25 protein-coding genes are annotated in these 24542 nt (G+C 69.3%); 20 read left to right on the forward strand and 5 right to left on the reverse strand.

Annotated features, from left to right (window positions below):
- The first annotated feature begins 54 nt into the window (after positions 1 to 54).
- Entirely contained in the window at positions 55 to 996 is a 942-nt protein-coding gene (locus RWQ91_RS05585) for an ABC transporter permease (RefSeq protein ID WP_314503389.1), read from the forward strand.
- An 8-nt stretch (positions 997 to 1004) separates the two neighbouring features.
- The gene (locus RWQ91_RS05590) at positions 1005 to 1805 is read left to right on the forward strand and encodes an ABC transporter permease (protein ID WP_314503392.1); all 801 of its coding nucleotides are present in this window, start codon (positions 1005 to 1007) and stop codon (positions 1803 to 1805) included.
- 99 nt (positions 1806 to 1904) lie between these two features.
- Here RWQ91_RS05590 and RWQ91_RS05595 read toward each other — a convergent pair whose 3' ends face one another.
- The gene (locus tag RWQ91_RS05595) at positions 1905 to 2360 is read right to left on the reverse strand and encodes an ester cyclase (RefSeq protein ID WP_314503395.1); all 456 of its coding nucleotides are present in this window, start codon (positions 2358 to 2360) and stop codon (positions 1905 to 1907) included.
- Between the two features lie 77 nt (positions 2361 to 2437).
- On the opposite strand from RWQ91_RS05595, the gene RWQ91_RS05600 reads away from it, so the two are divergent.
- Entirely contained in the window at positions 2438 to 3043 is a 606-nt protein-coding gene (locus RWQ91_RS05600; protein WP_314503398.1) for a helix-turn-helix domain-containing protein, read from the forward strand.
- Positions 3044 to 3120: 77 nt separating this feature from the next.
- Here RWQ91_RS05600 and RWQ91_RS05605 read toward each other — a convergent pair whose 3' ends face one another.
- Complete coding sequence (locus RWQ91_RS05605; protein WP_314503400.1) at positions 3121 to 3924, reverse strand: hypothetical protein; 804 nt, start codon at positions 3922 to 3924, stop codon at positions 3121 to 3123.
- A 135-nt stretch (positions 3925 to 4059) separates the two neighbouring features.
- On the opposite strand from RWQ91_RS05605, the gene RWQ91_RS05610 reads away from it, so the two are divergent.
- Entirely contained in the window at positions 4060 to 4593 is a 534-nt protein-coding gene (locus RWQ91_RS05610; protein ID WP_314503403.1) for a MarR family winged helix-turn-helix transcriptional regulator, read from the forward strand.
- Positions 4594 to 4765: 172 nt separating this feature from the next.
- Here RWQ91_RS05610 and RWQ91_RS05615 read toward each other — a convergent pair whose 3' ends face one another.
- Positions 4766 to 6139: an MFS transporter gene (locus tag RWQ91_RS05615; RefSeq protein WP_314503405.1), complete on the reverse strand. Its 1374-nt coding sequence runs from the start codon at positions 6137 to 6139 to the stop codon at positions 4766 to 4768.
- 148 nt (positions 6140 to 6287) lie between these two features.
- On the opposite strand from RWQ91_RS05615, the gene RWQ91_RS05620 reads away from it, so the two are divergent.
- Complete coding sequence (locus RWQ91_RS05620) at positions 6288 to 6776, forward strand: TrkA C-terminal domain-containing protein (RefSeq protein ID WP_314503408.1); 489 nt, start codon at positions 6288 to 6290, stop codon at positions 6774 to 6776.
- A gap of 7 nt (positions 6777 to 6783) precedes the next feature.
- Positions 6784 to 7977 carry a cation:proton antiporter gene (locus tag RWQ91_RS05625; protein ID WP_314503410.1) on the forward strand — a complete coding sequence of 398 codons (1194 nt, stop codon included), beginning with the start codon at positions 6784 to 6786 and terminating at the stop codon, positions 7975 to 7977.
- Between the two features lie 7 nt (positions 7978 to 7984).
- On the opposite strand, the gene RWQ91_RS05630 is transcribed toward RWQ91_RS05625, so the two are convergent.
- The gene (locus RWQ91_RS05630) at positions 7985 to 8542 is read right to left on the reverse strand and encodes a GNAT family protein (protein WP_314503413.1); all 558 of its coding nucleotides are present in this window, start codon (positions 8540 to 8542) and stop codon (positions 7985 to 7987) included.
- Positions 8543 to 8668: 126 nt separating this feature from the next.
- On the opposite strand from RWQ91_RS05630, the gene RWQ91_RS05635 reads away from it, so the two are divergent.
- The 11 genes from RWQ91_RS05635 to RWQ91_RS05685 all read left to right on the forward strand — a co-directional run bounded on the left by RWQ91_RS05635 (position 8669) and on the right by RWQ91_RS05685 (position 19983).
- Entirely contained in the window at positions 8669 to 10249 is a 1581-nt protein-coding gene (locus RWQ91_RS05635) for an MFS transporter (protein ID WP_314503414.1), read from the forward strand.
- A 178-nt stretch (positions 10250 to 10427) separates the two neighbouring features.
- Positions 10428 to 12296, forward strand: coding sequence for a molecular chaperone DnaK (gene dnaK, locus RWQ91_RS05640; protein ID WP_314503416.1), 1869 nt, complete (start codon positions 10428 to 10430; stop codon positions 12294 to 12296).
- A gap of 2 nt (positions 12297 to 12298) precedes the next feature.
- Positions 12299 to 12901 (forward strand): nucleotide exchange factor GrpE, encoded by a 603-nt coding sequence (locus RWQ91_RS05645; protein ID WP_314503418.1) that lies wholly within the window; start codon positions 12299 to 12301, stop codon positions 12899 to 12901.
- Between the two features lie 13 nt (positions 12902 to 12914).
- On the forward strand, positions 12915 to 13907 hold the full coding sequence (locus RWQ91_RS05650; RefSeq protein WP_314503420.1) for a DnaJ C-terminal domain-containing protein: 993 nt from the start codon (positions 12915 to 12917) through the stop codon (positions 13905 to 13907).
- 124 nt (positions 13908 to 14031) lie between these two features.
- The gene (locus RWQ91_RS05655; protein WP_314503422.1) at positions 14032 to 14526 is read left to right on the forward strand and encodes a heat shock protein transcriptional repressor HspR; all 495 of its coding nucleotides are present in this window, start codon (positions 14032 to 14034) and stop codon (positions 14524 to 14526) included.
- Between the two features lie 63 nt (positions 14527 to 14589).
- Positions 14590 to 15291 carry a ThuA domain-containing protein gene (locus RWQ91_RS05660; protein WP_314503424.1) on the forward strand — a complete coding sequence of 234 codons (702 nt, stop codon included), beginning with the start codon at positions 14590 to 14592 and terminating at the stop codon, positions 15289 to 15291.
- Positions 15270 to 16373 carry a Gfo/Idh/MocA family oxidoreductase gene (locus tag RWQ91_RS05665; RefSeq protein WP_314503427.1) on the forward strand — a complete coding sequence of 368 codons (1104 nt, stop codon included), beginning with the start codon at positions 15270 to 15272 and terminating at the stop codon, positions 16371 to 16373. Before RWQ91_RS05660 ends, RWQ91_RS05665 begins: the two co-directional genes overlap by 22 nt.
- 45 nt (positions 16374 to 16418) lie before the next feature.
- Positions 16419 to 16823: a hypothetical protein gene (locus tag RWQ91_RS05670; RefSeq protein WP_314503430.1), complete on the forward strand. Its 405-nt coding sequence runs from the start codon at positions 16419 to 16421 to the stop codon at positions 16821 to 16823.
- An 82-nt stretch (positions 16824 to 16905) separates the two neighbouring features.
- The gene (locus RWQ91_RS05675; RefSeq protein WP_314503433.1) at positions 16906 to 17691 is read left to right on the forward strand and encodes an ion channel; all 786 of its coding nucleotides are present in this window, start codon (positions 16906 to 16908) and stop codon (positions 17689 to 17691) included.
- Positions 17688 to 18797, forward strand: a complete 1110-nt coding sequence (locus RWQ91_RS05680; RefSeq protein WP_314503436.1) for an AI-2E family transporter — start codon at positions 17688 to 17690, stop codon at positions 18795 to 18797. The genes RWQ91_RS05675 and RWQ91_RS05680 overlap by 4 nt, the downstream gene beginning before the upstream one ends.
- Before the next feature lie 61 nt (positions 18798 to 18858).
- Positions 18859 to 19983, forward strand: coding sequence for an AI-2E family transporter (locus tag RWQ91_RS05685; protein WP_314503440.1), 1125 nt, complete (start codon positions 18859 to 18861; stop codon positions 19981 to 19983).
- A gap of 16 nt (positions 19984 to 19999) precedes the next feature.
- On the opposite strand, the gene RWQ91_RS05690 is transcribed toward RWQ91_RS05685, so the two are convergent.
- On the reverse strand, positions 20000 to 20590 hold the full coding sequence (locus RWQ91_RS05690; protein WP_314503443.1) for a hypothetical protein: 591 nt from the start codon (positions 20588 to 20590) through the stop codon (positions 20000 to 20002).
- A gap of 98 nt (positions 20591 to 20688) precedes the next feature.
- Here RWQ91_RS05690 and RWQ91_RS05695 point away from each other — a divergent pair, with 98 nt between their 5' ends.
- The 3 genes from RWQ91_RS05695 (at position 20689) to RWQ91_RS05705 (ending at position 24528) form a co-directional block, all read left to right on the forward strand.
- Positions 20689 to 21963, forward strand: a complete 1275-nt coding sequence (locus RWQ91_RS05695; RefSeq protein ID WP_399545949.1) for a glycosyltransferase — start codon at positions 20689 to 20691, stop codon at positions 21961 to 21963.
- A gap of 18 nt (positions 21964 to 21981) precedes the next feature.
- A complete protein-coding gene (locus RWQ91_RS05700; protein ID WP_314504336.1) occupies positions 21982 to 23172 on the forward strand; it encodes a glycosyltransferase in 1191 nt (396 codons plus the stop codon).
- Positions 23173 to 23517: 345 nt separating this feature from the next.
- Positions 23518 to 24528 carry a helix-turn-helix domain-containing protein gene (locus tag RWQ91_RS05705; RefSeq protein WP_314503449.1) on the forward strand — a complete coding sequence of 337 codons (1011 nt, stop codon included), beginning with the start codon at positions 23518 to 23520 and terminating at the stop codon, positions 24526 to 24528.
- Positions 24529 to 24542: the final 14 nt, after the last annotated feature.

The following is a 24542-nucleotide window of genomic DNA, read 5'->3' on the forward strand; positions in this document are numbered from 1 at the left end:
CAACCGGGGGCGGCGGACCCGAACCGCCGCCCTCGGTCACCACCCGGAGCACCCATGAGCGTGAGCACCACGGCCGAGAACCGCGCAGCGCCCGGCCCTCCCGCACCCCGCGTGGAGAGGCCCAAGGACACCGCGCCACGGCGCCTCTCCTCGTTCCTGACCTCGCATCCCCGCACGCGTCTCGCGCTGCTGCTGAGCGCCCCGCTGTTCTGGCTCGGCGTCGTCTACATCGTCGCGCTCGTGCTGCTGCTGGTGACCGCGTTCTGGCAGGTGGACTCGTTCACGGGCGAGATCGTGACCGAGTGGACTCTCGACAACGTCATCACCGTGCTGACCGGAGCGCTGTACCAGACGGTCACGCTGCGCACCGTCGGCGTCGCGCTGATGGTCACGCTCATCGACGTCGCGCTCGCCCTGCCGATCGCCTTCTACATGGCCAAGGTGGCCTCGCCGCGAGCCCAGCGGATCCTGCTCATCGCCGTGCTCATGCCGCTCTGGGCGAGCTACCTGGTCAAGGCGTACGCGTGGCGCTCCGTGCTCTCGCAGGACGGCATCCTGGAGTGGATGCTGGCCCCGCTCGGCCTGCACACTCCCGGCTACGGCCTCACGGCGACCATCATCACGCTCTCGTACCTGTGGCTGCCGTACGTGATCCTGCCGATCTATGCCGGACTCGAACGGGTTCCGGACTCCTTGCTGGAGGCATCCGCGGATCTCGGCGGCAAGACCTGGCGCACCCTGGGCAGCGTCGTCCTGCCGCTGGTGTTCCCCGCGATCATCGCGGGCACCATCTTCAGCTTCTCGCTCTCGCTCGGCGACTACATCACCGTGAACATCGTCGGCGGCGCCAACCAGATGCTCGGCAACCTCGTCTATACGAACGTCGGCGCGGCGAACAACCTGCCGCTCGCGGCCGCCATCGCCCTGATCCCGATCGTGATCATCTTCGGCTACCTCGCGATCGTGCGCCGCACGGGCGCCCTGAACAACCTCTAGGACCGCGCATGCGACTGGGCAGAACCGCACGGATCGTGCTGGCGGCGATCACGGGCCTCATCCTCGTGGCGATCTACGTGCCGCTGATGGTGGTGCTGGTCAACTCGTTCTCGACATCCACCTCGCTCACCTGGCCGCCGCCCGGTTTCACGCTCGAGTGGTGGGCGAAGGCGTTCGAGAGCGCGGGCGCGCGGGATGCGGTGCTCACGAGTGTGCAGGTGGCGATCATCGCCACGCTCATCTCGCTCGTGCTCGGCACGCTCATCTCGATCGCTCTGCAGCGGTTCGAGTTCTTCGGCCGCGACGCGATCAGTCTGCTGATCATCCTGCCGATCGCCCTGCCCGGGATCATCACGGGCATCGCGCTGAACAACTTCTTCCGCACGATCCTGGGGATCCCGCTCTCCATCTGGACCGTGGTGATCGCCCATGCGACCTTCTGCATCGTCACGGTCTTCAACAACGTGATCGCACGACTGCGCCGCACCGGGACGAATCTCGAAGAGGCCTCGTCCGACCTCGGCGCGGGCGTGTGGACCACCTTCCGGCTCGTGACGTTCCCGCAGCTGCGCTCGGCTCTGCTGGCGGGCGGCCTGCTCGCGTTCGCGCTCAGCTTCGATGAGATCATCGTGACGACCTTCACCGCCGGCTCGGGGGTCACGACTCTGCCGATCTTCATCCTGAACAACATGTTCCGGCCTGCGCAGGCGCCGGTGGTCTCGGTGATCGCGGTCGTGCTGGTGATCGTGTCGATCGTGCCGATCTACCTCGCGCAGCGCCTCTCGGGCTCGGAGCAGACCCGTCGCTGAGGTGAGATCAGGTGATTTCACCTGCACAGGACGTGCGGCGCCGGATCGTCCTGCACCGGTGACATCACCTGATTCCGTGGATCGGGTTCGAGGACGAGGTCATCCGGCGGCGGGCGCGACGGTCGTGGACCGCGGCAGCTGACCGGTCTGGGCGAGGATCGCGAACCGGTCGGGCACGCCCCAATGCTCGACGATGCGGCCGTCCCGGACGGTGGCGACGTCGATCACGGTGAAGTGCACCGGCTTGCCGGTCGCCTCTCCGATGAACGGACCGGTGTGGATGCCGGTCACGTCGGCGCGCACCCAGACGGTGTCCCCGTTCTGGGCGATGTCGGCGACGGTGAAGCGCAGCTCCGAGAAGGCGGCGTGAACGTCGACGATCCCGCGCTTGAGCTTCTCGATGGCCGTGGGGCCGGTTCCGGCCAGGCCGAACTGGTGCTCGATCATGTCAGCCGCGCACAGCTCGTCGACGACGGTCGGATCACCCGCCTCGAAGCCCTCGTGCAGCATGCGTGCGATGACCGCCGCGGCGGTCGTCGGCTCTGTGAGTTCCATGGATTCCATCCCTTCTGCATTGGCGATGCATTCAATGCAGTGGGACTGCATTGGATGCAGTCACTAGTGTGTACTTCGTGAGCGACACCGTCAAGACCCCGCGATCGTCGTACCGGCAGGAGCAGGCGGACGCGACCCGGCTGCGGATCGCGGATGCCGCCCAGCGCCTGTTCGCGAGGGACGGGTACGGCGCGACCAGCATGGAGGCGATCGCCCGGGAAGCCGGGGTCGGAACGCGTACGGTCTACCTCGCCTTCGGCGCGAAGCGCGAGATCCTCTCCGTCATCTGCGAGCGCTGGCTCGAGCGGGCGGGCGCCCGCGAGCGTGCACGGGCCGTGCGGGACGCAGCCGAGCCGGTCGCGCGACTGCGCGCGGCGGCCGGGTGGCTCGCCGCGCTGTACTCGGCGGATTTCGATGTGGTGCGCGTGCTGGATGCCGCGACGGACGAGGACGAGGAGACGCGCAACGTGCTGGCCGCCAAGCTGCGCGGTCGCAACCGCGTGATGGATGAGCTCATCGCCTCGGTCGAGGCCCAGCTGGCTGTGCCGCTGAGCGATGCGCAGGCGTTGTTCCGCGCCTACGCCGCGACCGGCGTGTACGGGGCGCTCGTCGTGGACGCCGGCTGGTCGCCCGAGCGATTCGAGATGTGGCTGGCCGACACGCTGGTCGCGCAGCTGCTCTGATCCCATCCCGACGAAGAGACGCCGAAGGGCTGCACGCTCCGGACGGAACGTGCACCCCTTCGACGGGTGGGAGCGGGTCAGCCCGCGTCGACCGAGCGTCCGCGCGAGAAGCCGGCGTCGAAGCCGCGCTCGTAGGCGCGCTGGGCCGAACGGCCCGAGCGCTCGCCGCGGCCGTGGTGGCCGTGGTGGCCGTGCTCGTGCGAGCCGTGCTCGTGGGAGCCGTGCTGGTGCGAGCCGCGACCGTGATGCGGGTGGCAGGCAGCGCCGTGGCGGCCATACCCCTCGCCGTCCTCCTCGGAGCCGTGACCGGCACCGAAGCCCGGACGGAAGCCCGGACCGCCGCGGAACCCGGGGCCGAACCCGGGGCCGAACCCGGGACCGAAGCCGCGGCGGAAGCCCCGGCGCGGCATCCGCTGTCCCTCTTCCCAGCCCAGTTCGCGGGCGATCGCCTCGAGCGAGGCCATGGTGGTGGCGTAGTCCTCGGGGGAGACCGCCGCGGCGACGCGGGAACGGATGCCGTCCACGATCGTTCCGAGCTGCTCCTTGGCAGCACGGCCCTCGTCGGTCAGGCTCCAGGTGCCGTCGCCGTTCTCCACGACCCAGCCGCGTTCGACCAGGCCGCGCAGGCGCTTGCCCTTGCGGATGAAGCGCTCGGCGAAGGCCGGAAGCGCGGTGTCGCCCGAAAGAGCGTTGAGCAGCATCCAGTCGCGACGGTCGATGTCCGCCCCGTCGAAAGCCGCCGCGAACTCGCGGGTGATCAGCGCGTCGACGGTGCGCAGCCAGTAGCCGAGCGGTCGACGGTCTGTGGGCGCGCCATCGGAGGCGGTGCCGGCGGTTCCCTCATCGGAGGGAGGTGTGAAGTCAGAGTCTTCGTTGTTCATCGGAAATCCTTCGGGTAGGGGCAGCCCGCGTGGCGGATGACTCCGTGCGGCTGCCGCAGTTGCATGTAAGAGCACATGTATATGTAGTGTGACATGGATGTGCGGAACATGTCAAGTCGCATGTAAATTCTTTCTATGACCGACCCATCCCCAGACCCCGCCGAGGTGATCGCCGCGGCGCTCGCGCGCATGCGGGGCCGGCGGATGCCCCGGCCGCCGTGGGAGGGCGGCCATGGTCCCGGGCACGCGCATCACCACGGTGACGCGGGCTGGATGCGGGGCGACCCCCGCCAGGGGATGGGCGGATCGCCCTGGATGGCCGGCCCACGTCTCGGCGGACCGGCGCGCCTGCGCCTGCTCGAGGCTCTGGCCGCGGCATCCGGCCCACTGTCAGTGAGCGAGATCGGCGAAGCAGTCGGGGTGGATCAGCCCCGTGCATCGCGGCTCGTGCAGCAGGCGGCCGACATAGGCCTCGTGCGCCGCGAGGCCGACCCCGACGACGCCCGGCGCACGCGGGTGGCGCTCACCGACACGGGCCAGTCGATCGTGCGCGGCTTCCGCGGCGACCGGCGTGCGGCCATCGATTCCGCGCTGGGCGCGTTCACCGACGAGGAGAGAGCGGAACTGGCGCGCCTGCTCACCAAGCTCGCCGACGCCTGGCCGACCTGAGCGGCGCGGCGAGTGCGTTGCTGACAGGGCTGACCTCTCGCGCTCCCGAAACCTGCGAGCGCGGGTGCTTGAGCCGGTGGCGCGTGCAGGTTTCGGGAGCGCGGAGGGCCACCGCGATAGCGCCGACAGGTTTCGGGAGCGCGACCGGCGGCGCCGCACCACGAGGACAGCCTCAGTCGTGCAGGCGCTCCTGCACGGCCTTGACCGGAATGAGCAGCACCAGGCCCAGCACCAGCACCAGCACGATGCCCAGGATGCCGAAGTACGCGGCGCCGCCGATCGTCACGAAGATCGCGAACATCGTGGGTGCGAGGAAGGACACGGCCCGGCCGGTCGTCGCGTAGAGGCCGAACACCTCGCCCTCACGGCCCGGCGGGATGATCCGCGCGAGGAACGTGCGCGAGGCCGACTGCGCCGGCCCCACGAACAGGGTCAGCGCGAGGCCGGCGGTCCAGAACACGATCTGACCGCCGTCGTGCAGGAGGAAGACGAGCAGTCCCGAGACGATCAGGCCGATCAGCGCGACGATGATCACCGGCTTGGCGCCGAGCTTGTCATCGAGGGCGCCCACCGCGATCGTCGAGATCCCGGCGACCACGTTGGCGACGATCGCGAAGATGATCACCTCGCCGGGCGAGAAGCCGAAGACGGATGCCGCCAGCACGCCACCGAAGGTGAACACGCCCGCGAGACCATCGCGGAACACCGCGCTGGCCAGCAGGAACCAGACAGTGTGCCGCGATTCCCGCCACAAGCGCGCGATGTCGCGGCCGAGTCGCGCGTACGACGCGAAGAAGCTGACCTTCTCGCGCTTGGCGCCGGTGCCGCGGTACTCCGGAACCGCGAACAGCACCGGCAGCGCGAACAGCCCGAACCAGATCGCCGAGACGATCATCGCGACACGGATCGGCAGGCCGTCCTCGTCGGGCACGCCGAACAGCCCCTGCACGAAGCCGAAGTAGACGATCAGCAGCAGCACGATGCCGCCGATGTAGCCCATGCCCCACCCGAATCCGCTCACTCGCCCGATCGAGCGCGGAGTGGAGACCTGCGAGAGCATCGCGTTGTAATTGACGCCGGCGAACTCGAAGAAGACGTTGCCCGCCGCGACCAGGAACAGCCCGAGCCAGAGGAATGACGGATCGGGCTGCACGAAGAACATCGCCGCGGTCAGCGCCACGACGACGTACGTGTTGACCGCGAGCCAGAACTTCCGCCGGCCCGAGGTGTCGGAGCGCTGACCGGTCACCGGTGCCAGCAGCGCGATCAGCAGGCCTGCCGCGGCCAGCGCCCAGCCGAGCTGCGCCTCGACGGTTCCCTCGGGACCGAAGCTCGCGCTGGTCAGGTAGACGGTGAACACGAAGGTCGTCACCACCGCGTTGAACGCGGCCGAGCCCCAGTCCCACAGTCCCCACGCCAGCACGATCCGCTTGCGGGTGCTCGCGGGGCCCTCCGAGCCGACCGCGGTCGCGAGCGCGTCGGTGGGCGTGATTCCCGAGAACTGGGGCAGGTCGGGCTTCATGCGGGGAACGGAGGGATCGTCCATGTCGGTCACGCTAGGGCCCTTCGGTGAACGGCGGGTGCGTCGGTGCACGCCGGCGGCGGTGCCGCAGTCGGGGCCAGGCTACAACCCCGGCGGCCGCGCACATCTCGCGGACACCGGATGCCGCGGCATCCGGTGTCATGATGGACGCATGCCCGCTCACGTCGAGCGTGCCGACCTGCCCGGAATCGGGGTGCGGCACGACATCCTCACCGACGAGGGACGCCGTCTCTCGGTCATCAATTTCCGCGACGGCGGTCGCGAGCTCGCCATCGCCGACGAGGACGACCCCGACCGCGCCGGCGAGACGATCGCGCTGACCGACGATGAGGCCACCGCCCTGTCGGAGGTGCTCGGCGGATCGCTGATCCTCACGCAGCTGGCGGGCCTGCGCGACCAGCTCTCGGGCCTGTACATGGAGCAGATCCCCGTGCGTGCGGATTCGCCGTTCGTCGGTCGCCCGCTCGGAGACACCAAGGCGCGCACCCGCACCCGGTGCTCGATCGTGGCGATCGTCCGAGACACCGGGGTGCTGCCCGCGCCGGAGCCGGCCGACCGGCTGAGCAGCGGGGACATGCTCGTGGCCGTCGGCACCCGCGAGGGCCTGGACATGCTCGTCCGCATCATCACGACGGGCTGAGCGCGGTATGGAACACGGAGCGCTCGTCCTCATCGAGATCGGCGCGCTCCTTCTCGGCATCGGCCTGCTCGGACGCCTGGCGGGCAGGCTCGGCATCTCGTCGATCCCGCTGATCCTGCTTCTCGGCCTCGTCTTCGGCGAGGGAGGCCTGATCCCGATCAATGCCGGTGAGGAGTTCATCTCCATCGGCGCCGAGATCGGCATCATCCTGCTGCTGCTCATGCTCGGCCTGGAGTACAGCGCGGGGGAGCTGGTCACCAACCTCAAGGCCTCGAAGCTCGCCGGGCTGCTCGACATGGTGCTCAACGCGCTGCCGGGCGCACTTCTCGCGCTGCTGCTGGGATGGGGACCGATCGCCGCCGTCGCGCTCGGCGGCATCACGTGGGTGTCCTCATCGGGCGTGATCGCCAAGATGCTGCAGGACCTCGGGCGCCTGACGAACCGCGAGACCCCGACGGTGCTGTCGATCCTCGTGATCGAAGATCTCGCGATGGCGTTCTACCTGCCGATCCTCACCGCGCTCCTGGTCGGCATGGATCTGGGGGCCGGCATCCTCACCGTGCTCATCGCACTCGCCTCGGTGCTGGTGATCCTCTACCTGGCGCTGCGGCACGGCGCGGCGGTCTCGCGACTGGTGTGGTCCAAGAGCGCGGAGGTGCTGCTGCTGACCGTGATGGGGCTGACGCTGCTGGTGGCGGGTCTTGCCGCCGAGGTGAAGGTCTCGTCCGCGGTCGGCGCCTTCCTGGTCGGCATCGCGATCTCCGGCCCGGTCGCCGAGCACGCCGCCCGGCTGCTGACACCGCTGCGCGACCTGTTCGCCTCGGTGTTCTTCCTGTTCTTCGGCCTCTCGACCGATCCGGCCGACCTGCTGCCGATGCTCGTGCCGGCGATCCTGCTGGCGGCGGTCACGATGGCCACGAAGGTCGTGACCGGCTACCGCGCGGCCCGCAAGGCCGGCATCGCCGAAGCCGGTCGCTGGCGCGCGGGCTTCGCGCTCACGCCGCGCGGGGAGTTCTCGATCGTCATCGCGGGACTGGCCGTCGCCGCGGGCGTGGATTCGTCCCTGGCGGCGCTGGCGACCTCGTACGTGCTCATCACGATCGTGCTCGGCCCGATCCTCGCCCGGGTGCCCGACACGAAGGCGTTCAAGTCCTGGGCCAAGCGCCGGCAGGCGGCCCGCAAGGCGCGTCAGGCGGCCTGAGTCGCGCTCAGCCGCGCCACTCGTGCGCGAGGATCGCGTAGATGCCGGTGTCGGCCCAGTCGCCCTTGAACCACATGTGCTCACGGAAGTGCGCTTCGTGCCGCATCCCGAGCCTCAGGCAGAGCGCGACGGATGCCGCATTCCGCGGATCCAGCTCGGCGTAGACGCGGTGCAGCCCGAGCTCGCCGAAAGCGAGGTCGAGCAGCAGCGCCGCCGCCTCCCGCGCATACCCCTGACCCTGGAAGCGCGGATCGAGCAGCCAGCCGATCTCGGCGGTCTTGTCCTCGACGCTCGCGATCTTGAAGTACATCGTGCCGATCAGCCGACCGGCCGCGTCGCGGATGGCGGGCTGCACGAAACTGTCCGCCTCGCCGAGGCGCGTGGCCGCGGCATCCCGCTCCAGCACCTCCTGCACCCGCCCGCGCGACCGCGGCTCGTACAGCAGGTAGCGGCAGACGTCGGGGTCGGACTGGATCGCGTACAGGGCGTCGAAGTCGTCCTCACGCAGCAGATCCAGCCGCACGCGGGCGCCCTCGAGGGGTCGGAAGTCCCACGGCATCGGCATGCGCACCATCCTGTCAGGATCGCCCGGCGAGGGTGATTCGACGCCGATGCCCTGGCGAACCACCGCACGTGCCAGTAGACAAGGTCAGAGCGCGGAACGTTCGCCGCGCGGCACGAGAGGTGACCCATGACTCCGGACGCCGAGCCGACGGTGAAATTCAACGGACGCCTCGCGATCCTGCTCGCGATGGCGATGTTCGTCCTCGTCTTCGACACGTCCCTGATGAACGTGTCCATCTCGGCCGTGGTCGCCGACCTGGACACCACCGCCAGCGGCGTGCAGGGCGCGATCGCGCTCGAGGCGCTGGTCTCGGCGGCGTTCATCCTGATCGGCGGCAAGATGGGCGACCTGATCGGCCGCAAGCTCGCCTACGTCCTGGGACTGCTCGGCTACGCCGTCGGCGCCGTCGCGATGACAGTGGCGCAGGACCTGAATACGGTCATCATCTTCTGGGCGGTCATCGGAGGCCTGGGCGCGTCGCTGCTGCTGCCCTCGATGCAGTCGCTCATCCACGGCAACTTCCAGGGTGCGCACCAGAAGCGCGTCTATGCGCTCGTCGGCGCGTCCGCGGCGATCGCGGCGGCCGTCGGCCCGCTCCTGGGCGGGTTCATCACGACGTTCCTGTCGTGGCGCGTGGGCTTCCTGCTCGAAGCGGTGATCATCGCGATCGTGCTGGCGGGCATCAAGCTCGTCAAGGACGTCCGCTTCACGGGCGACCGATCGATCGACCTGGTCGGCTCCGCCCTGTCGGTCATCGGCATGGGCGGCGTGGTCCTGGGAATCCTGGTGTGGCAGGAGGGCGGCGGCTACGTCGCGCTCATCATCGGGCTGGGCGTGGTCGCACTCGGCGGCCTCGTGTTCTGGCTGAACTCTCGCAAGAAGCGCGGCAAGCCCACGCTCATCGATCCCGCGCTGTTCGCTCTGAAGCCGTTCCGCGCCGGAGTGAGCGGGCAGCTGCTGCAGCAGATCACCCTCGGCGGCACGATGATCGTGCTGCCGCTGTACCTGCAGATGGTGCTCGAGTACAACGCGCTGCAGGCCGGCCTGTCCATCGCGCCGCTCTCGCTCAGCATGTTCGCGGTCGCCCTGATCGCCGGGCGCGTCGCCAAGGGCAGGCCCGCGAACCTGGTCCTCTGGGGCTTCGTGCTGACCGTCGTGGGGCTCGTGGTGATCGTGCCTCTCGTGCCCATCGCCGATTCCGGCTGGTACCTCACGATCCCGCTCCTGATCAGCGGCTCGGGGCTCGGCCTGCTCGTCTCGCAGCTGAACAACTACACGCTCTCGCCCATCACCGACGAGCGCGTGAGCGAGGCGGCGGGCGTGAACTCGGCGGCTGGGTCGTTCGGACTGTCGTTCGGGCTGGCCTTCGCCGGCGCGATCATGCTCGCGACCCTCGCCGCAGGGTTCACGGCGCTGGCGGACGCGTCGACGGTGCTGACCGCCGAGCAGCAGCAGCAGGTCTCCACGGTGCTCGAAGACGACGCCGAGCTCATGTCCAACACGGGCCTGGAAGAGCTGCTCACGCAGGAGTCGCCCGAAGTGTCGGCCGAGATGATCCGCATCAACACCGAGGCGCGGCATCTCGCCCTCCAGGTCGCGCTCCTGATCCCCATCCTGTCGGGCGCGGCCGGCATCCTGAACGGCTTCCGCATGCGTCGCCTGCCGGACCCGGTGGCCGCCGGCTCGGGAGAGACTCTCCTCGGCTGAGTCGCACGGACGACGCGAACCGAACTTGAGCCGACTCGTATCAAGTTCATTTGACACGCTCAGCGACCCTCGGTAGGGTTGAGTCATCGCGGCTCAACCTCGGTTGCGCCGCCCGCAGACATCAGGAAACCCCGGGGTCCGGCATCCGTTCGGCCCCTGAACAAGGAGAGAGAAACACATGGCCCGTGCTGTTGGAATCGACCTCGGAACCACGAACTCCGTCGTGAGCGTGCTCGAGGGCGGCGAACCCAAGGTCATCGCGAACGCGGAGGGCTTCCGCACCACCCCGTCGGTGGTCGCCTTCACCAAGGACGGCGAGGTGCTGGTCGGCGAGACCGCCAAGCGCCAGGCCGTCACCAACGTCGACCGCACGATCTCATCGGTCAAGCGCCACATGGGAACCGACTGGTCCTTCGGCGTCGACGGCAAGAAGTGGACGCCGCAGGAGATCTCCGCGCGCATCCTCGGCAAGCTCAAGCGCGACGCCGAAGAGTACCTCGGCGACACCGTGACGGATGCCGTCATCACCGTGCCGGCGTACTTCAACGACGCCGAGCGCCAGGCCACGAAGGAGGCCGGCGAGATCTCCGGCCTGAACGTGCTGCGCATCATCAACGAGCCCACCGCGGCGGCCCTGGCCTACGGCCTGGACAAGGGCAAGGAGGACGAGCTCATCCTCGTCTTCGACCTCGGTGGCGGAACGTTCGACGTCTCGCTGCTCGAGGTGGGCAAGGACGACGACTTCTCGACGATCCAGGTGCGCTCGACCTCCGGCGACAACCGCCTCGGCGGGGACGACTGGGACCAGCGTCTGGTCGATTACTTCATCAAGCAGTTCAAGGACACGACCGGCGTCGACGTCTCCGGCGACAAGATCGCCCTGCAGCGCCTCAAGGAGGCGGCCGAGCAGGCGAAGAAGGAGCTCTCGAGCTCGATGTCGACCAGCGTCAACCTGCCGTACCTGTCGCTGACCGACAGCGGACCGGTGTCGCTGTCCGAGACGATCACCCGTGCGAAGTTCGAGGACCTCACCAAGGACCTGCTCGACCGCACCAAGAAGCCGTTCGAGGACGTCATCCGCGAGGCCGGCATCAAGGTCGGCGACATCGACCACGTCGTGCTCGTGGGTGGGTCCACCCGCATGCCCGCCGTCGCCGAGCTGGTCAAGAAGGAAGCCGGCAAGGAGCCCAACAAGGGCGTCAACCCCGATGAGGTCGTCGCCGTCGGCGCCGCGCTTCAGGCGGGCGTCCTGCGCGGTGAGCGCAAGGACGTGCTGCTGATCGATGTCACCCCGCTGAGCCTCGGCATCGAGACCAAGGGCGGCATCATGACCAAGCTCATCGAGCGCAACACGGCCATCCCGACCAAGCGCAGCGAGACCTTCACGACCGCCGACGACAACCAGCCGTCGGTCGCGATCCAGGTCTTCCAGGGCGAGCGCGACTTCACGCGCGACAACAAGCCGCTGGGCACGTTCGAGCTGACCGGCATCGCGCCGGCCCCGCGCGGCATCCCGCAGGTCGAGGTCACGTTCGACATCGACGCGAACGGCATCGTGCACGTCTCGGCGAAGGACAAGGGCACCGGCAAGGAGCAGTCGATGACGATCACCGGCGGCTCGTCCCTGCCGAAGGACGACATCGAGCGCATGGTGCGCGAGGCGGAGGAGCACGCCGCCGAGGACAAGAAGCGCCGTGAGTCGGCCGAGGTGCGCAACCAGGCCGAGACGCTCTCGTACTCGATCGACAAGCTCATCAAGGAGAACGACGACAAGCTGCCCGAGGCCGTCAAGACCGAGGTGCAGGGCGACGTCGACGCGCTGAAGGCCGCTCTTGCGGGCGAGGACGATGACGCGGTCAAGACCGCGTTCGACAAGCTCAACGCGAGCCAGGGCAAGCTGGGCGAGGCGATCTACGCGTCGAGCCAGGCGTCGCAGTCCGCCTCCGAGCCCGCCCCCGACGGTCCGTCCGACGAGCAGCCGGCATCCGGCTCCGACGAGGATGTCATCGACGCCGAGGTCGTCGACGACGAGGATGAGAAGAAGTAGTCATGACCGATAAGAACTTCGACGAGAACGGCCCTGCTGAAGTGCCTGGCGACGAGGTTCGACCGGATGAGGAGGGGTCGGAGGCACAGGTCTCCGACCCCGACTCGCAGGACGAGCTGACCGTCGACGACATCCTCGGCGCGGAGCAGAACTCGGATGCCGCGGCCGAGGACGCCGTGCTGGCCGACCTCGAGTCGGCCCTGCTGAACGACCTGAAGCGCCTGCAGGCCGAGTACGCGAACTACCGCCGCCGCACGGAGGACCAGCGCGAACGCGAGATCGAGCGCGCACGGGGCGAGGCCGTCAAGGGCCTGCTGCCGGTGCTCGATGACCTCGACCGGGCCACCAAGCACGGCGATCTGGTGGAGGGCACTCCCTTCGCCGCGATCGGCGACAAGGTGCGGGCCGTGGCCGAGAAGCTCGGCGTGGTCTCCTACGGCGCCGCGGGCGAGGTCTTCGATCCGCAGCAGCACGAGGCGATCTTCCAGGCGCCGACCCCCGGCGTGACCGAAGCGACGATCCTCGAGGTCGTCGAGGTCGGCTACCGCCTGGGCTCCGTGGAACTGCGGCCGGCCAAGGTCGTCGTCGCGGTGCCGGCCGACTGACCAGAGGAGACGCATGGCCAGTCAGGACTGGTTCGACCGGGACTTCTACAAAGTCCTCGGAGTCGACAAGGGCATCAGCGATGCCGAGCTGAAGAAGACCTATCGCAAGCTCGCCCGCAAGTACCACCCGGATTCCAACCAGGGCGATGCGAAGGCGGAGGCGACCTTCAAGGAGATCAGCGAGGCGTACTCGGTGCTCTCCGATCCCGAGCAGCGCAAGGAGTACGACCAGATCCGGGCGATGGGCGCCGGCGCACCGCGCTTCACGGCGGGTGACCAGCCCGGCGGGTTCGAGGACGTGTTCAGCATGTTCGGGCAGGGCCGGGGCGGGCGCCAGCAGTCGCCCCAGGACTTCGACGACATCTTCAGCATGTTCAACCAGCAGCAGGGCGGCAGCTTCGGCTCGGGGCGGTTCGGGCAGTCCACGGGCGGCTTCCGCGGCTACGGAGGCCCGCAGCGCGGGGCGGACGTCACCGCGCGCACCACGATCGACTTCATCACCGCGACCCGGGGCGAGACCATCACGCTTCAGGGCGAGGACGGCAAGCCGTTCAAGGTGAAGATCCCGGCGGGTGTCTCGGACGGTCAGAAGATCCGTCTGCGCGGTCGCGGACGCCCTTCGCCCGACGGCGGCGAGACCGGCGACATCGTCGTGCAGGTCGCCGTGCGGCCGCATCCGGTGTTCACCCGTGACGGGCTCAATCTGCGCGTCACCGTGCCGGTCACCTTCACCGAGGCCGCGCTCGGCGCGACGATCGAGGTGCCGACCCTCGGGGGAGACCCGGTCAAGCTGCGGGTCGCCCCGGGCACGCCGTCCGGACGGGTTCTGCGCGTCAAGGGCCGCGGTGTGCACTCGGCCAAAGGCCCCGGCGACCTCCTCGCCGAGGTGCAGGTCGCGGTGCCGTCGCACCTCGACGACGCCGCGCGGGAGGCGCTGGAGCGCTTCCATGAGCTCGAGCCGAAGGACAACCCGCGCGCCGACCTGATGTCGCGGGCGCGGGGCTGAGGCTTCTCATGTCATGGAATCAGGAAATGGGACGAGGGCAGGAGATCTTCGCAAGAATTCTCCTTCTCTCGTCCCATCTCCTGCGCTCGTGACGAGATCGAGACCAGGGACGAGGTGAGGACGGATGCCGGAACGAGAGCTCGATGAAGACGCGCCGATCTTCGCGATCGCCGTCGCCGCCGAGCTGGCGAACATGCATCCGCAGACGCTCCGGCAGTACGACCGCCTCGGCCTGGTCGTGCCGGCGCGCACGCAGGGGGGGTCTCGCCGCTACTCCACCCGGCACGTGGAGCAGCTGCGCGAAGTCGCGCGGCTGTCCGCCGACGGCATGAGCCTGCCGGCGATCGCACGGATCATCGAGCTCGAGAACCATGTGCAGGAGCTGCGGGTGCGGGTGCGCGACCTCGAGGCGCGCATGCGCACAGAGCTGGAGAACCGCCCCGGCGCGCGGGTGTTCGCCGCGGGAGCGACCGGTTCGGTCATCACCCTGCGCCAAGGCCGGCGGGTGCGGCGCGCGACCGACATCGTCGTGTGGCGGCCACGGCTCGCTCTCGAGGCCGACCCCGGAGCGGCTTCCGACGACGCGCCCGGCGAGGACGGAACTGCTCGCAGTCGGTGACATCGTCCTTGCGGCGATGGGGTCGGGCCCGGATAGGGTGGTAATCGTTGTGAAAGGGAACATATGACAGCGAGAACCGCCCTCATCGTCCGCGGCGGCTGGGACGGCCATGAGCCCGTCGCGGCCACGGAGCTGTTCCTGCCCTTCCTGCGCGAGAACGGCTACGCATTGCGCATCGAGGACTCGCCGGACGTGTACGCCGACTCCGACGCCATGGCGGCGACCGACCTCATCGTGCAGTGCGTGACGATGTCGACGATCGAGCGCGAGCAGGTCGAGGGCCTGCGCGCGGCTGTGGAAGCCGGGACCGGCTTGACCGGCTGGCACGGCGGCATCGCCGACTCCTACCGCGCCTCCAGCGACTACCTGCAGCTGGTCGGCGGGCAGTTCGCCACCCACCCCGGCAAGCGTCCGGAAAAACGCGCCGGAGGGCCGGCCGACAACTACCTCGATTACACGGTGGAGCTGACCGAGCTGGGCCGCGCGCACCCGATCACCGCCGGCGTGGAGGACTTCGCCCTCACGACCGAGCAGTACTGGGTGCTCACCGACGACCTGAACGACGTGCTCGCCACCACGACGCATCCCGCTCCGCCCTGGCACCCCTGGCACCGGCCGATCACGTCGCCGGCGATCTGGACGCGGGAGTGGGGCGCGGGGCGCATCGTCGTCAGCACGCCCGGGCACAGCGTGGACATCCTGGAGCACCCGTCGGTGCGCACCATCATCGAAAGGGGAATGCTGTGGGCAACGCGCCGCGCATAGGAATCATCGGGGTCGGCGTCATCTCGGGCATCTACCTGCAGACACTCACCGCCCGCTCCGACGTGAGGGTCACGGCGATCGCCGACCTCGACATGAGCCGGGCGGAGGCCGTGGCCGCCGGCATCCCCGGCGCCCGTGCGCTCGAGGTTGCGGCGCTGCTCGCCGACCCCGAGGTCGACGTCGTGCTGAACCTCACGATCCCCGCGGCGCACGCGGAGATCGCTCTCGCGGCCATCGCGCACGGCAAGCACGTCTACGGGGAGAAGCCGCTCGCGGTGGATCTTGCGAGCGGGAAGCGTGTGATGGATGCCGCCACCGCGGCCGGGGTCCGCCTGGGCTCCGCCCCCGACACGGTCCTCGGCACCGGCACCCAGACCGCCCGCGCGGTGATCGACGAGGGTGCGATCGGGCGTCCGATCGCCGCGACGGCCGTGATGGCCTCCGCCGGCCCCGAATCCTGGCACCCGAATCCTGACTTCTACTTCCTTCCGGGCGGCGGGCCGCTGATGGACATGGGGCCGTACTACATCTCGGCGCTCGTGCAGATGCTCGGTCCGGTGACCGCGGTCGTCGGCTCGGCCAGCCGGCTGCGCAGCGAGCGTGTGATCGGCTCGGGAGCACGGGCCGGGGAGCGGATCCCGGTCGATGTCGACACCCACGTCAGCGGCATCCTGCAGCACGCGTCGGGTGCACTGTCGACGCTGACGACGAGCTTCGACAGTCCGTACAGCAGTGCGGCGCCGATCGAGGTCCACGGCGAGGCCGGCTCGCTGTCGGTGCCCGACCCCAACATGTTCTCGGGCGACGTGCTCTTCAGCCCTCTCGGGACGAAGGAATGGCAGCCGGTGGGTGAGCGCGCAGGCTACGTCGATGCCGCCCGGGGCATCGGCCTGCTCGACATGCTCGCCGCACCGACCGAAGCCGATGTGCGTGCTTCCGGCCGGCTCGCCCTGCACACGCTCGAGATCATGACAGCCGTGCTGGAATCCGCGCGCATCGGCGCTCGCGTGACGCTCACCTCGAGTGTCGAGCGACCCGCGATCGTGCCGCTGGGCAGTTCTTTCGACTTGACCGAGCGGTAGCCGCCGGCTCTGGTGCGGTCCGCGCCGATTCGGCAGAATATGCGGATGCCGACACTCGACGATGTCCGCGCGATCGCCCTCGGTTTCCCGGAGACCGTCGAAACGGTCGACGGTCACCGCGGTGGTGCGACCTGGCGCACGACCGCCGGGCTCTTCGTGTGGGAGCGCCCACCGTCGAAGAAGGATCTCGCCGACCTGGAGCAGGCCGATCGCGGCTGGCCGGAGGGTCAGGTGGTGGGCATCCGCACCGACGGGCTCGATGCCAAGGAGGCGCTGCTCAGCACCTATCCGGACGCGTTCTTCACGGTGCCGCATTTCGACGGCTACCCGGCCGTGCTCGCGCGCCTCGAAACGATCGACGCGGACCTGCTGCGAGAGGTGGTCACAGATGCATGGCTGCTGCGCGCGCCCCGGCGACTCTCCCAGGCGTGGCTGACCGAGAACACCTGATCATCCCGCCGCTGCCGACCGGACAGGGGCGCCCACAGCGGGTCGACGCGGCCCCCGTATCGTCCGGCTCTAGAGTGCAGACGTGACCACCGTGACCGGGCCCGACGCCGCCCGCGGCGAGACCGAGGCCTCGCAGCGCTGGTCGCGTCTGACCTACTGGCCGCTGGCGTTCGCGGCCGCCGTGTTCCTGTTCACGTATACGGTGCACGTCATCGGAGACGTCCACGGACCGTGGGCCGTCGTCACGAGCACCATCATCGGGCTCATCTGGGTGATGTTCATCGCCGACTACCTTGTGAAGCTGCGGCTCTCGCACCCCCGCCGCCTGTGGTTCCGCACGCACAAGTTCGACCTGGTGCTCTCGGTTATCCCCGCGCTGCGCCCGGTGCGGCTGCTCGACGCTTTCACGCGTCTGACCAGCTTCACCAAGACGGCGGGAAACTCCATCCGGGCACGGCTGCTGATCTACGGTGTGGGATCCGCCCTGCTGCTGGTCTGGTACATCGCGCTGATCGTGCTGCAGTTCGAGCGCAACGCACCCGGCGCCACCATCACCTCGTTCGGCCGCTCCGTCTGGTGGGCCTTCTGCACGATCACGACGGTCGGCTACGGCGACTACGTCCCGCTGACCGTCGGCGGACGGATCTCCGCCGTCTTCCTCATGGCGGGGGGTGTCGTGGTGGTCGGCCTGGTCGTCGCGACCATCTCCTCGTGGGTCGTCGAACGCGCCTCGCGCGGACACGACGACGCCGTGCCCGCCAGCCGCGCCGACATGCGCGCGCTCACGGCCGAACTGCAGAAGGCCGCAGCCCGGGTCGAGGCCGAACGCATCTCGCACACCTCCACCGCGAATACGGTCGCCGAATGAGCCTGTTCGGGCGGCCGCCGGCGGCAGTGGCCCCTTCGCCGACGCCCGCCCCGGTCCTCTCCCCGGCCCTCCGGGTGCTGCTCGGGCTGGCCGCGGCCGTGGTCGCGCTGGCCGGGCTGTACTTCGCGCGGGAACTGGCGGGGCCGCTCGTGCTCGCGGCCGTGATCGTGATCATCTGCCACCCGGTTCGGCATCCCCTCGAACGCCGGCGCTGGCCGCGCTGGGCCGCGACGACCGGAGTCATCGTCGTCGCCTACCTGATCCTGCTCGTGCTCGGCGCCCTGCTCTTCTTCGCCGGCACCCAGTTCGTCCGGCTCGTGGCCGACTACGCCGACGAGCTGCAGGCCTCGGCGCAGGCGGTGATCACCTGGCTGAGTTCCCTCGGGATGGACGGACAGGCGTCGGATGCCGCGGCATCGGTCCTGCAGCCTTCGACGATCGTGTCGTTCGTCACCTCGCTCGGGGGCACGGCGATCGGCATCCTCACTGCGCTCTTCTTCGTCTTCGCGTACGTGATCTTCATGGCGGCCGACGGATCGCGGTACACCCGCGCGGAGGCCTCGTTCGGCGTCGTCGCGCGTCCGACCGTGCGGCGCTTCCAGGTGTTCAACTCCAGCGTCCGGCGCTACTACGTCGTCAACGCGAGCTTCGGCGCGGTCGTCGCGATCATCGACGGTCTCGCCCTGTGGGCTCTGGGCGTGCCGGCACCGGCTGTCTGGGCGATCCTCGCCTTCGTGACGAACTTCATCCCGAACATCGGTTTCGTGATCGGGCTCATCCCGCCGGCGCTGCTCGCGCTCGTCGTCGGCGGCTGGCCGCTCATGCTCGCAGTCGTGGCGATCTACTGCGTGGTCAACGTGACGCTGCAGGTGCTCGTGCAACCGAAATTCGTGAGCGACGCGGTGAGCCTGAGCCTGACACTGAGCTTCTTCTCAGTGATCTTCTGGACCTTCATCATCGGTCCGCTGGGCGCGATCCTGTCGATCCCCCTGACACTGCTCGTGCGCGCCCTCGTGCTCGAGGGCGATCCCGGAGCCCGGTGGCTGCGGTGGCTCTCGGGGGATGCCGTGCCGGCGGCGCCTGATCCGGACGACGGCCCGGACTGACTCCTGCGGTTCACCCCCGCGGCATGAGGCCCTGCGAACGCAGGGGCGCTAACGTTCGGGCATGTCCGAGCCCTCTGCCGACCTCGTCCCCGACTCGCCCGCGCTTGCGCCGCGCCCCGCGATCGAGCGGCGGGGCGTCCTCGCCCTGATCGACCGGCCACTGGTCATCGCGTTCGTCTCGACGCTCGGTGTGCTCGGCGGGTTGCTGCTGGGCTCGGCGATCGCATCGATCACCGCGATCCTGATCTACATCGTCCTGGCGCTGTTCATCTCGCTGGGCCTCGACCCCATCGTGCGCGTGCTCGAGCGCCGAGGCGTCAAGCGCGGTGGCGGTATCGCGATCGTGTTCGGGGCGTTCGCGGTGCTGGCCGCCGCGTTCTTCATCTTCGTCCTGCCGCCGATCCTCAACCAGGTGGCGCAGTTCGTGACGGCGTTCCCCGCAGCCGTGCAGGACGCGATCGGATCGGAGTGGTTCCTCGCGCTTCCGCCCGACCTGCAGGATGCCGTCGGGGCGGCACTCGATGAGCTGTCCGCGCTGCTGGCCAAGCCCGAGACGATCGCCGCGGTGGGAGGCGGGGCGCTGGCGGTCGGCATCGGAATCGTCAACGCGATCACGGCGAGCTTCATCGTGATCGCCCTGACGCTCTACTTCCTGTCATCGCTGACTGGCATGAAGCAGGCGCTCTACGGCCTGGCGCCGGCCCACAGTCGCGCGACGCTGACCGACATGACGGAGCGGATCACGGCGTCGGTCGGCAGCTCGCTGCTGGGCTCGGTGACGCTCTCGTCGATCAACGCCGGCGTGGTGTTCGTCCTGCACGTCGTGATCAATCTGCCGTTCGCCGCCCTCATGGCCTTCATCGCATTCGTCATCACGCTGATCCCTTTGTTCGGCTCCGTGATCTTCTGGATTCTGGCGATGATCGTCGCGCTCTTCTCGAGCCCGACCCAGGCCCTGACCTTCGGCATCGCGTACCTGGTGTACATCCAGATCGAGTCGTACGTCGTCAGCCCGCGCGTGATGAACCGGGCGGTCTCGATTCCGGCCGCGCTCGTGCTCATCGGAGCGATGGTCGGCGGGGCTCTGGCCGGAGTCATCGGCGTGCTCGTCGCGCTGCCGATCATGGCGTCGCTGCTGCTCATCATCCGCGAGATCGTCATGCCGAAGCAGGCACTGAAAGTCTGAGGCGGGGTCGCGGTGACTAGGGCTCGATCCGCAGAACACCCGGAGTTTCACCCAGAGCGAGGTCGTCGGTGATCCGCAGCGTGCGAGCCAGCTCGTCTACGGCGCCGATCACCGTCCCGAAGCGCTCGCGGTCGCTGCAGACCGCGGTGACGTTCACGAAGTGGCTTCCGGTGTCCCACGTGTAGGTCGCGAACGGCGGCGTGCGCGGATCGGCCGGCAGCGGCATGGACAGCTTCTCGCCCACACCGAGATAGGTGCCGCGGAACGTCTCGGTGTCGTCGTACTCCATCGGCAGACCGGCACGGGCGGCACGAAGCTGGGGCGTCGCCTGCTGCACCTGCGCCATCACGACCAGCAGCTCGGGATCGGCCTTCCACACCCAGACGAGCACGCGACCCGCGGCTCTGCGCATCAGGAAGGGAGTCGCCTGGCTCATCGCCCAGGCGGCGAATCCACCGCCGGGCCGCTCGGCGACGCCCATGGCGCGGTTGGCCTGGTCGAGCAGCATCCGGATCGCCGCTTTGCGATGACGCCGACCGCCGAAGCCGAGGGAATCCGTGACCGCGACCCAGCGCGTCCTGTCGGCATCGGCCTGAAGTCGGGGCATGACCCCAGCGTACGAGAGGTCGCCCCGGCGAAGCTGAGACAGCGTCGCCGGGGTCGTTCAGGGTGCCGGGCAGGGCCTCGGGTAGAGTTGGCCCGCACATGCACCGTCCCCGTGCGATCCGCCCCCGCGCAGAGATAGGCGACCAGCATCCCGTGACCCCGTCCGAGACGCCCGACGATTCCCGTGCCGCACAGCCCGCCGACCGCCGCCCGCTCACGGTCCTGATCGGCGCCGACACTTTCGCGCCGCACGTCAACGGCGCCGCCCGCTTCGCCGAGCGGCTGGCCGCCGGGCTCGTCGCCCGCGGTCACGCGGTCCACGTGATGGCGCCCGCTGCGAAGCACTGGTCGCGCGGCTCGGGCATCGAGGTGATCGAGGACCAGCCGATGATGCTGTACCGCCTGCCCTCGTGGCGCTGGTGGCCGCACGACTGGCTGTCCTTCGTGCTGCCGTGGATGTCCAAGCACCACGCGCGGCGCGTCCTGGACACGGTCAAGCCCGATGTCGTGCACATCCAGTCTCACATCATCATCGGGCGCGGCCTGGCGCGCGAGGCGCGCAAGCGCGGCATCCCGATCATCGCCACCAACCACGTGATGGCCGAGAACATCCTCGACTTCACGACGCTGCCCGGCTCGCTGAACAACATCATGCTCGACCTCGCCTGGGCCGACGCGAAGCGCACGTTCGACCTCACCCGCGCGGTGACGACGCCGACGCGCAAAGCCGCGGACTTCCTGGAGTCGACGATCGAGATCACCGGCGTCATCCCGATCAGCTGCGGCATCGACCGCTCGAACTACCGGCCCGACCTGACGCCGCGGGACGCGAACCGCATCCTGTTCGTCGGGCGCCTGACCACGGAGAAGCACATCGATGTGCTGCTGAAGGCCGTGGCGCGACTCGATCCGGCCCTCGACGTCCACGTCGACCTCGTGGGCGGAGGCGATCAGCGCAAGAACCTCGAAGCGCTCGTCCATTCGCTGGGGCTCGACGGTCGCGTGACGTTCCACGGCCACGCCGCCGAGGAGGATCTGCGCACGCTCTACAGCCGCGCGAGCCTGTTCGCGATCGCCTCGATCGCCGAGCTGCAGTCCATCGCGACCATGGAGGCCATGGCATCCGGACTGCCGATCGTCGCCGCGGACGCGGTGGCCCTGCCGCACCTGGTGCATGACGGCGAGAACGGCTACCTGTTCGAGCCCGGCAACGTCGAGCAGATGGCAGCGCGCCTGAACGACGTGCTCACCGCCGCCCCCGACGAGCGGCGCCGCATGCAGCAGGCGTCGCTGGACGGGGTCGTGATCCACGACATCAACCGCACCCTCGACACGTTCGAGGCGCTGTACCGCGACGAACCGCTCCCCGGCTAGCCGGCGATGCACGTCGTGATGTTCGGCGACCAGCACGTCGAGTCGCTCGGCGGGGCTCAGGTGTCGATGCGCCTGCAGCGCCGGTTCCTCGAGCGGGCCGGCCACACCGTCACGATCGTCGCGCCGCGGATGCACGGCCCGCGCGCGAGTGCCGCCGATGCGGCCTACGTCGACACGCCGTCGATCCCCATCACGCCCGACCGCGAGTACGCGATGACCTGGCCCGGGGGGCGCACGGATCGGTTCGTGGATGCTGCGCTGGCTCGCCGGGGGTCCGTCGACGTGGTGCATGTGCAGGCCGATTTCTGGGGCGCGCTCACCGGGCACCGATTCGCCGCGCGCCACGGCCTGCCGGTCGTGCACACGATGCACAACCGGGTGGATGTCGGCATCCAGGCGACCGCGCCGCTGCCGGGACTGGTGCTGCGGGTCTTGAAAGGCTGGCAGCGCCGCGCGCTCCGGGGGATCGTCGCCGCCGACGCCGGTCGCGACGGCTGGTCGTACCTGCGTCGCTTCGCGGCCGCATCCGCCGCCGTCACCGCCCCCTCCGCGCACTTCGCACGCCGGCTGGACGAGCACGGGGTGATCGCCGCCGACGGTTCGCCGGTGGTGGACGTGTGGAACGGCATCGACGACGACGTGCTGGATGCCGCGCTCGCGGCCGGCCCGCGGGAACGGGTGCCCGGCAGACCGCGCTTCGTCTGGCTCGGTCGGATGAGTCCCGAGAAGCGACTGCTGCCGTTCCTCGAGGCAGTGGGCGAGGCGGGCGTCGACGCCGAGGTCGAGGTCATCGGCGGAGGGGCGCAGGAGAAGGCGGCCCGCCGACTGATCGAACGGCTCGGCCTGCAGGACCCGGTGGTGTTCGCGGGCCGGCTGCCCTACGCCGAGACCCTGCGCCGCATCGCCGGGGCCGATGCGGTCGTGCAGACCTCGGTCGGCTTCGAGACGCAGGGCATGACCGTCTTCGAGGCCGCGTCGCTGGGAACACCGGCCGTGATCAGCGACCCGGACATCGGTGGCGAGCTCGGCTCGGGGTTCTGGCAGGTGCCGGATGCCTCGGTGTCGGCTCTCGCCGAGACGCTGCGCATCGCGGCCTCCGACATCGCCGCCGGCACGGCCCCGGTGCCTGACCCGTCGGTCCGCGAGCGTTTCCGGCAGTCGTCACGTACCGCGGCGATGGTCGGGATCTACGAGCGCGTGCGCGGCTGAGCCCGCGGCGCTCTGCGCGAGATCACCCGCTGCTCGCGAAGTCACACGCAGTACGAGCGTACGCGGGGTGGACTCGCGAACAGCGGGTGATCTCGCGACGATGTGGGCGAGCGCTCGAGGCCCCACGGCGTCAGGGCAGGCGGGTGTAGTCGGTCGGCATCCGGTGGAGACCGTCGTTCCTGAGCGAGTAGAGGGACGCACCGATGGCGTAGGCGGACAGGGCTGCGAGAAGAATGAGCATCAACATGGCAGAAACGCTACGCTTGACGTGATTCCGCCACGAGTGGCAGGATGGACACACATCGTTCGAATACTGCCATCACCGTCAGCGTCTCGAGGAGCCCCATGAAGACCGTCGCCGTCATCGTCCAGGATGGGTTCGCGCCGTTCGAATTCGGCGTCGCGTGCGAGGCCTTCGGGCTCGATCGCACCGATGACGGCATCCCGAACTTCGACTTCCGCATCGTCGCGCCCACCCCGGGCGTCGTCCCGTCCAAGCTCGGCTTCTCGATCAACGTCGAGCACGATCTGTCCTTCGCGTACGAGGCCGACCTCGTCGTCGTCTCGCCGACTCCGCACGAGTGGTGGGGTCGCACCGACCCGCGCGTCCTGGACGTCGTCCGTCACGCTGCCCAGCGTGGCGCGTGGCTGCTGAGCGTGTGCAGCGGCTCGTTCATCCTCGCCGAGGCGGGGGTGCTCGACGGCCGCAAGGCGACGACGCACTGGATGTACACCGACACGATGACCTCGATGTACCCGTCCATCGAGGTCGATCCCGATGTGCTGTACGTCCAGGACGGTCGGATCATCACCAGTGCGGGCACCGCGGCGGGCCTGGATGCCTGCCTGCACCTGCTGCGGCAGGAGCTCGGCGCCGAGATGACCAACACGATCGCCCGGCGGATGGTCGTGCCGCCGCAGCGCGACGGCGGACAGGCGCAGTTCATCCTGCGTCCGCTGCCTGAGGCGTCGAGCATGTCGCTCGCCCCGGTCACGGACTGGATGCTCGCCAACCTGCGCAGCGACCTCACGGTCGACCAGCTGGCCGCGAAGGCGCACATGTCGCCGCGCACGTTCGCACGTCGCTTCAAGGCCGACTACGGCACGACCCCGGCCGCCTGGCTCGGCAGGCAGCGGATCATCCAGGCGCAGCGGCTGCTCGAGCAGACCGACCTCGGGCTCGATCGCATCGCCGACGAGTGCGGATTCGGGTCGGCATCCGTCTTGCGTCAGAACTTCGCCCGCGTGCTCGGCACGACCCCGACCGCGTACCGGGCGACCTTCTGCTGCGAGATCGGCACGGGCGGCTCCGCCCTGCAGCGGCGCCAGGCCGAACTCGCCGGCACCGCGGCCTGAGTGCACGCGGCCGC

The sequence above is a fragment of the uncultured Microbacterium sp. genome (assembly GCF_963524805.1).
In the GTDB taxonomy this organism is placed as follows: domain Bacteria; phylum Actinomycetota; class Actinomycetes; order Actinomycetales; family Microbacteriaceae; genus Microbacterium.

Coding starts and splice junctions, on each gene's coding strand:
- RWQ91_RS05685 (WP_314503440.1), top strand. CDS start 18,859: ATGTCCGAGCCCTCTGCCGACCTCGTCCCCGACTCGCCCGCGCTTGCG.
- RWQ91_RS05605 (WP_314503400.1), bottom strand. CDS start 3,924: ATGAACAACGAAGACTCTGACTTCACACCTCCCTCCGATGAGGGAACC.
- RWQ91_RS05655 (WP_314503422.1), top strand. CDS start 14,032: ATGCCGGAACGAGAGCTCGATGAAGACGCGCCGATCTTCGCGATCGCC.
- RWQ91_RS05645 (WP_314503418.1), top strand. CDS start 12,299: ATGACCGATAAGAACTTCGACGAGAACGGCCCTGCTGAAGTGCCTGGC.
- dnaK (WP_314503416.1), top strand. CDS start 10,428: ATGGCCCGTGCTGTTGGAATCGACCTCGGAACCACGAACTCCGTCGTG.
- RWQ91_RS05670 (WP_314503430.1), top strand. CDS start 16,419: ATGCCGACACTCGACGATGTCCGCGCGATCGCCCTCGGTTTCCCGGAG.
- RWQ91_RS05650 (WP_314503420.1), top strand. CDS start 12,915: ATGGCCAGTCAGGACTGGTTCGACCGGGACTTCTACAAAGTCCTCGGA.
- RWQ91_RS05595 (WP_314503395.1), bottom strand. CDS start 2,360: ATGGAACTCACAGAGCCGACGACCGCCGCGGCGGTCATCGCACGCATG.
- RWQ91_RS05700 (WP_314504336.1), top strand. CDS start 21,982: ATGTTCGGCGACCAGCACGTCGAGTCGCTCGGCGGGGCTCAGGTGTCG.
- RWQ91_RS05635 (WP_314503414.1), top strand. CDS start 8,669: ATGACTCCGGACGCCGAGCCGACGGTGAAATTCAACGGACGCCTCGCG.
- RWQ91_RS05585 (WP_314503389.1), top strand. CDS start 55: ATGAGCGTGAGCACCACGGCCGAGAACCGCGCAGCGCCCGGCCCTCCC.
- RWQ91_RS05630 (WP_314503413.1), bottom strand. CDS start 8,542: ATGCCGATGCCGTGGGACTTCCGACCCCTCGAGGGCGCCCGCGTGCGG.
- RWQ91_RS05615 (WP_314503405.1), bottom strand. CDS start 6,139: ATGGACGATCCCTCCGTTCCCCGCATGAAGCCCGACCTGCCCCAGTTC.
- RWQ91_RS05680 (WP_314503436.1), top strand. CDS start 17,688: ATGAGCCTGTTCGGGCGGCCGCCGGCGGCAGTGGCCCCTTCGCCGACG.
- RWQ91_RS05660 (WP_314503424.1), top strand. CDS start 14,590: ATGACAGCGAGAACCGCCCTCATCGTCCGCGGCGGCTGGGACGGCCAT.
- RWQ91_RS05590 (WP_314503392.1), top strand. CDS start 1,005: ATGCGACTGGGCAGAACCGCACGGATCGTGCTGGCGGCGATCACGGGC.
- RWQ91_RS05705 (WP_314503449.1), top strand. CDS start 23,518: ATGAAGACCGTCGCCGTCATCGTCCAGGATGGGTTCGCGCCGTTCGAA.
- RWQ91_RS05625 (WP_314503410.1), top strand. CDS start 6,784: ATGGAACACGGAGCGCTCGTCCTCATCGAGATCGGCGCGCTCCTTCTC.
- RWQ91_RS05695 (WP_399545949.1), top strand. CDS start 20,689: ATGCACCGTCCCCGTGCGATCCGCCCCCGCGCAGAGATAGGCGACCAG.
- RWQ91_RS05690 (WP_314503443.1), bottom strand. CDS start 20,590: ATGCCCCGACTTCAGGCCGATGCCGACAGGACGCGCTGGGTCGCGGTC.
- RWQ91_RS05610 (WP_314503403.1), top strand. CDS start 4,060: ATGACCGACCCATCCCCAGACCCCGCCGAGGTGATCGCCGCGGCGCTC.
- RWQ91_RS05620 (WP_314503408.1), top strand. CDS start 6,288: ATGCCCGCTCACGTCGAGCGTGCCGACCTGCCCGGAATCGGGGTGCGG.